Consider the following 4,387-nt stretch of genomic DNA (forward strand, 5'->3'; position numbering starts at 1 on the left):
GTAGATATGATCAATGATTTATCGGATGAAGGATTGGGATACTGGGACAAAGTGCGCGAAGTCGCAAATGTTAAAGAACATCCAGTAGGTGAGATTGCGCATGATGAAAATGGCAAAGTACTCTATTTAACCGATGAAAATGGAGAGTATATAAAAGACAGCGATGGAGAATATATCACTCTGTATCACTTTTTAAATACTGAAGATGAGCAGTATTTACAAGCTGGCTCTGATGGCAACAGGCGTATGTTCTATAATGGTATTTTTAACACACCCGATGAGGCAGCGCGTAATGCGGTTCAGTTAGCTGATAATGAGCATGAGCCCCTTTATTTTACATACCACCCACAAGCTAAAGACAGGCTCGTAGAGTACGGAGTAGCGATTTATGAGTATTTTGGGAGATGGAGTAATTCGACCAAGAAGTTACAAGATTTTATCTATCGTTATGGCAATACAGGGGCGATTGTTAGTGCGCATAGCCGTGGTAGTTTGACAGTGGGTAATGGAATGCGTGACTTTGAACAGCGTGGCATTCACAGTATAGCAGAAAAAACAGATATCTATCTTTTTGGACCAGCTGATAACTCTCAATCAATAGCGAATGCACTATATTATGTGAGTGATGGTAAAAAAGATCATATTTATTTACAAAACCATATATTCGATCCCATTGGTACAGGAATTGGTCACAATCTACCTACTTTTTATAAGGCACCCTTGAGGTTCCCTTATGCAATATTTCCACCAGCAACTCCAATGATAGAGCAAGGGAAAGCTCTAGGCGGCTTTAAATCTAGCACCCATAGGTGTTATGGTAATGCGTCGGCAGCATGTAAACGTGATTATGGAGCACATCATAATGATAATACAAAAATTTATGCACCTTATGCAATTTTAGATAATTTAGGTTTAGGTTATTTATGGAGAAAAAAATGAATACACTGTTTAAATTATTGAGTGGGATAGTTTTATTAAGTATAGCTGGATGTGACATTGAAAACATTGACAAACCTGCTCCAGGGTACGTGAATATGTGGGAGAAGCCAGGAGCAGATTCTACTGAGGTAGGAAAAGCCTTATTAGAATGTGGAATGCCGAGTCTTATCGATCCTGATTCAGAAAATAAAGAGGTAAACAATAATGGATGGGCAACAATTGATGCCTGTATGGTTCAAGCAGGATTCCACTATAAAGATAAATGGGGAGGAACTTGGTGTCAAAACTATAAAGCCGAAAACTTGCCCATTTGTCAGCCTGGTGCTGTCATCCCGAAGAGAAGTGTCGAAAAGCGCTTAAACAGCCCGTTTTGTAAAAGAAGTCCAGTACAACCTGAATGCAAGCCTTAAGTGATGATCAACAATCTGCCATCTTTGCCTTTGCTTGGAACGGCGGGATTGTTTCCTCAACTAACCATTTCAATATTGTTCACCGTTGTTTTAATGAAGCGGTGACAGGAAATATCAACAGGCTTATGAGCTGTTTTATCGTAAATAAATCTATTGAAAGAGGGGAAAAATGAAGAAAATCTTAAAACTATTGAGTTGCATAGCTCTCTTAAATACAGCTGGATGTGTTAACTCAATTCCCTCACTTTCTCCAGCATTATGGAGAAATAAAATACTTTTAGAATGTGGAGTACCGGACCTTAATAAGGTTGTGGCGCTAGATTTGAATCAATTTGCCAGTATTGAAATGTGTATGGCGCAATCAGGTTTTCGCCCTAGCTTTACAATACAAGATTGGTGTGAAAACCATAAATCGGACAACCTTCCCATATGTCGTCCTGGTGCTGTCATGCCTCAGCGAAGTGTTGAGAGACGCTTAAATAGCCCTTATTGTAAAAAACATTCAGAACAACTTGAATGCCAGCCTTAAGTCTTGCTTCAGCAGAGAAAGCCTTGAATTTACACCAAATAAAGCACCAGGTTGATGAGCTTGAGAAAGCCTTGTCCATCCTTATGTGACAAGGTTTTCTTTTTATGCCGCGTCGTTATAACGTTGCTGTTTTGCTTGCTCGATGACATTCAAAAGATCTGATTGTAACCAACGCGATAAAAAACCAAATTTTAAAGGTTTTGGGAGAGAGCCATTGGTTACATGACGGCGGAAAGTTGAGACACTCATATGAAGCAATTTTGCACTTTCACGGTCTGTTAAAAGAATATCGTTTTCTGTCATTCTAAAATCCTTTCTATCAAAAAATGGTAACAAATCATAACTATTTATTAACCACATTTTGGTTCATTTAGAAAGATGTTTTATTCATAGAAAACAATATTTTATTATACAATTTCTAATGTGATAATTTATGAGTCTAATTGAGAGCGAATGAGAGAAAAAAGAGAGAAAGTTATCCACAGATCATGGGGTTATTCACCCCATATCTTAAGATTGACCCGTGACATAAGCCGCCCATTTATCCATATAAACGCGGCGCTGTTCTAGATAGTCAGTACGACGATAGGCACGCTCTACTTGTCCTCCGACCGTATGACTTAGAATGGTTTCAGCAACCTCATAGGGAGCATCGGTTGTTTCAGCAAGCCAATCGCGTAAACTAGAACGAAAACCATGGGGGCAGGCATCAAGTTTATTATCTCTCATATATTGAGCCATACACTTCTGCGCAAGAGCTCCCCGACCGGTTGCAGAAAAGAAGAAATCATTGCGAGAAAGCGAGCGCGCTTGTTTCAAAATTTCTAATGCCTCTGATGATAAGGGGACGCGAAATTCTTTTGTTGTATCACGCTTTCCTTTCATATTCTCAGCAGGAATTGTCCATATATCCCCGTCAATCTGATCTTTATGGATATAACGTAAAGGGCGTGTACGAACCCCTGTAAGGATAAGTAAACGCAAAGCCAGTCGTGTTATGTTTTGTGTTTTACAGAGTGACTGATAAAAAGCTGGTATATCTTTCCAATCCATCGCTGGTCTATTCGTGATCTTATGGCGTTGTTTACCTAAAAGAGCGCGTGCTTTTGTTGTTGCTTGTAAATCAACATCTAGACCCAAAGCAGCCGCATGTTTGAGACAAAGATTAAGACGATTCAGTGCTTTCTCTGCTGTTGAAGCTTTTGTATGCCAAATAGGAGCAAGAACATTACGTATTTCTGTTTGTGTAATCTCTGAAACGGGGAGGCAGCCTAATTTGGGGAGAATATGAAGGCGTAAAGGTGTAAACCAAATTCCATCTTTGCCATCCCCTTTTAATTCTGCTTTACGGCTTTCAAAAGTATCTAAAGCAATGTCTTTTAAGTAATGGAGATTGCTTATTGCTTCACGCTTTTGTTTATTGCGTTCTTTAATAGGGTCACGACCTTCACGTAAAACAGAACGCCACCCAGTTGCCAATTCACGGGCTTGTTTTAAAGAGACATCTCTTAATGCACCCAATCCCATTTCACGGCGCCGACCATGAATGGTATAGCGATAAATCCATTGAGCACCTCCATCTTTACGCTTATGAAGTAACAAGCCGGCACCATCATTATATTTGCCAGCCCCCAATGTTGCGACAGATCTTGCATTAAGACGGTTCATAAGAGCCATTTTTATTCCTTTCTTATACAAATTTGATCCACACACTCATCCCACTTGTTATGTGCAAATGAGTGGTTTTAGTTGATTCAAGATAGGCAGGTTTGAAATGAGAGAATCTTACGGTATTCGGGTTTCTAATTCAATATGAATAACGCTAGATTATCATTATAAATCAATGCCTTGTTCTTATTTGGAAAAGCAGGCTATGGAATGCCCCGCTGCTTATTTAGCGTTGCTTGGTAAGGTGTTGCCTTTACAGGTAACAGGTGAAGATGGGGGAGCCATTAAGGTGATAACGCGTGTAGAAATCGCGCCTTTGGTCAATGACAACACGACAGATTAGTATTGTTCCAAAGCTTATACCGATTTTTACAGATAAGGCTTTGGTGCGTGCTGCTTGGGGTGGACGAGGGTCTGGAAAGACAAGATCATTTGCCTTGATGGCTGCTTTAAAAGGCTATCAATTTGGTATGCAAGGGATATCGGGCACTATACTTTGTGCACGTCAGTTTCAGAATTCTTTGGCAGAAAGTTCATTGGAGGAGATTAAACGCGTCATTGAAGCACATGACTTTTTAAAGGACTATTACAAGGTTGGAGAGTCATCGATTAAATCGATAGATGGTCGTATAGCCTTTCAGTTTTCTGGTCTTGACCGCAATATAGCCAGTATCAAGTCTATGGGGCGGATTTTGCTTTGTTGGGTTGATGAGGCAGAACCCGTTACAGAGACGGCTTGGCAGACGCTTATACCGACTTTGCGTGAAGAAGGAAAAGATTGGAATGCAGAATTATGGGTGACATGGAACCCGTTGCGAGAGAATGCCCCCGTTGAGAAGCG

The 4,387-nt window shown here is 40.2% G+C and carries 7 protein-coding genes and 1 pseudogene; 6 read left to right on the forward strand and 2 right to left on the reverse strand.

The window, feature by feature from the left end; all coding sequences use genetic code 11:
- The 4 genes and pseudogenes from ACFILA_RS09105 to ACFILA_RS09120 all read left to right on the forward strand — a co-directional run.
- A pseudogene (locus tag ACFILA_RS09105) lies at positions 1–939 on the forward strand (filamentous hemagglutinin); the annotation flags it as partial.
- Positions 936–1,349, forward strand: a complete 414-nt coding sequence (locus ACFILA_RS09110; RefSeq protein ID WP_375661074.1) for a hypothetical protein — start codon at positions 936–938, stop codon at positions 1,347–1,349. The pseudogene ACFILA_RS09105 and the gene ACFILA_RS09110, both read left to right, overlap by 4 nt.
- Positions 1,337–1,522, forward strand: a complete 186-nt coding sequence (locus tag ACFILA_RS09115) for a hypothetical protein (RefSeq protein WP_375661075.1) — start codon at positions 1,337–1,339, stop codon at positions 1,520–1,522. The genes ACFILA_RS09110 and ACFILA_RS09115 overlap by 13 nt, the downstream gene beginning before the upstream one ends.
- Positions 1,519–1,878, forward strand: coding sequence for a hypothetical protein (locus ACFILA_RS09120; protein WP_375661076.1), 360 nt, complete (start codon positions 1,519–1,521; stop codon positions 1,876–1,878). The genes ACFILA_RS09115 and ACFILA_RS09120 overlap by 4 nt, the downstream gene beginning before the upstream one ends.
- A gap of 102 nt (positions 1,879–1,980) precedes the next feature.
- Here ACFILA_RS09120 and ACFILA_RS09125 read toward each other — a convergent pair whose 3' ends face one another.
- On the reverse strand, positions 1,981–2,181 hold the full coding sequence (locus tag ACFILA_RS09125) for an AlpA family transcriptional regulator (protein WP_015856172.1): 201 nt from the start codon (positions 2,179–2,181) through the stop codon (positions 1,981–1,983).
- A gap of 207 nt (positions 2,182–2,388) precedes the next feature.
- Entirely contained in the window at positions 2,389–3,555 is a 1,167-nt protein-coding gene (locus ACFILA_RS09130) for a tyrosine-type recombinase/integrase (protein ID WP_375654704.1), read from the reverse strand.
- 166 nt (positions 3,556–3,721) lie between these two features.
- On the opposite strand from ACFILA_RS09130, the gene ACFILA_RS09135 reads away from it, so the two are divergent.
- The gene (locus ACFILA_RS09135; protein WP_375654711.1) at positions 3,722–3,889 is read left to right on the forward strand and encodes a hypothetical protein; all 168 of its coding nucleotides are present in this window, start codon (positions 3,722–3,724) and stop codon (positions 3,887–3,889) included.
- On the forward strand, positions 3,870–4,387 hold a 518-nt coding region (locus ACFILA_RS09140; protein WP_375661077.1), incomplete at its 3' end, for a phage terminase large subunit. The genes ACFILA_RS09135 and ACFILA_RS09140, both read left to right, overlap by 20 nt.

Source organism: Bartonella sp. CL71SXKL (genome assembly GCF_042194935.1).
Taxonomy (GTDB): Bacteria; Pseudomonadota; Alphaproteobacteria; order Rhizobiales; family Rhizobiaceae; genus Bartonella.

What these genes read in the sequence shown, in the direction of transcription:
- ACFILA_RS09110 (WP_375661074.1), top strand. Translation starts at nt 936, where the DNA reads ATGAATACACTGTTTAAATTATTGAGTGGGATAGTTTTATTAAGTATA.
- ACFILA_RS09120 (WP_375661076.1), top strand. Translation starts at nt 1,519, where the DNA reads ATGAAGAAAATCTTAAAACTATTGAGTTGCATAGCTCTCTTAAATACA.
- ACFILA_RS09135 (WP_375654711.1), top strand. Translation starts at nt 3,722, where the DNA reads ATGCCTTGTTCTTATTTGGAAAAGCAGGCTATGGAATGCCCCGCTGCT.
- ACFILA_RS09125 (WP_015856172.1), bottom strand. Translation starts at nt 2,181, where the DNA reads ATGACAGAAAACGATATTCTTTTAACAGACCGTGAAAGTGCAAAATTG.
- ACFILA_RS09130 (WP_375654704.1), bottom strand. Translation starts at nt 3,555, where the DNA reads ATGGCTCTTATGAACCGTCTTAATGCAAGATCTGTCGCAACATTGGGG.
- ACFILA_RS09115 (WP_375661075.1), top strand. Translation starts at nt 1,337, where the DNA reads ATGCAAGCCTTAAGTGATGATCAACAATCTGCCATCTTTGCCTTTGCT.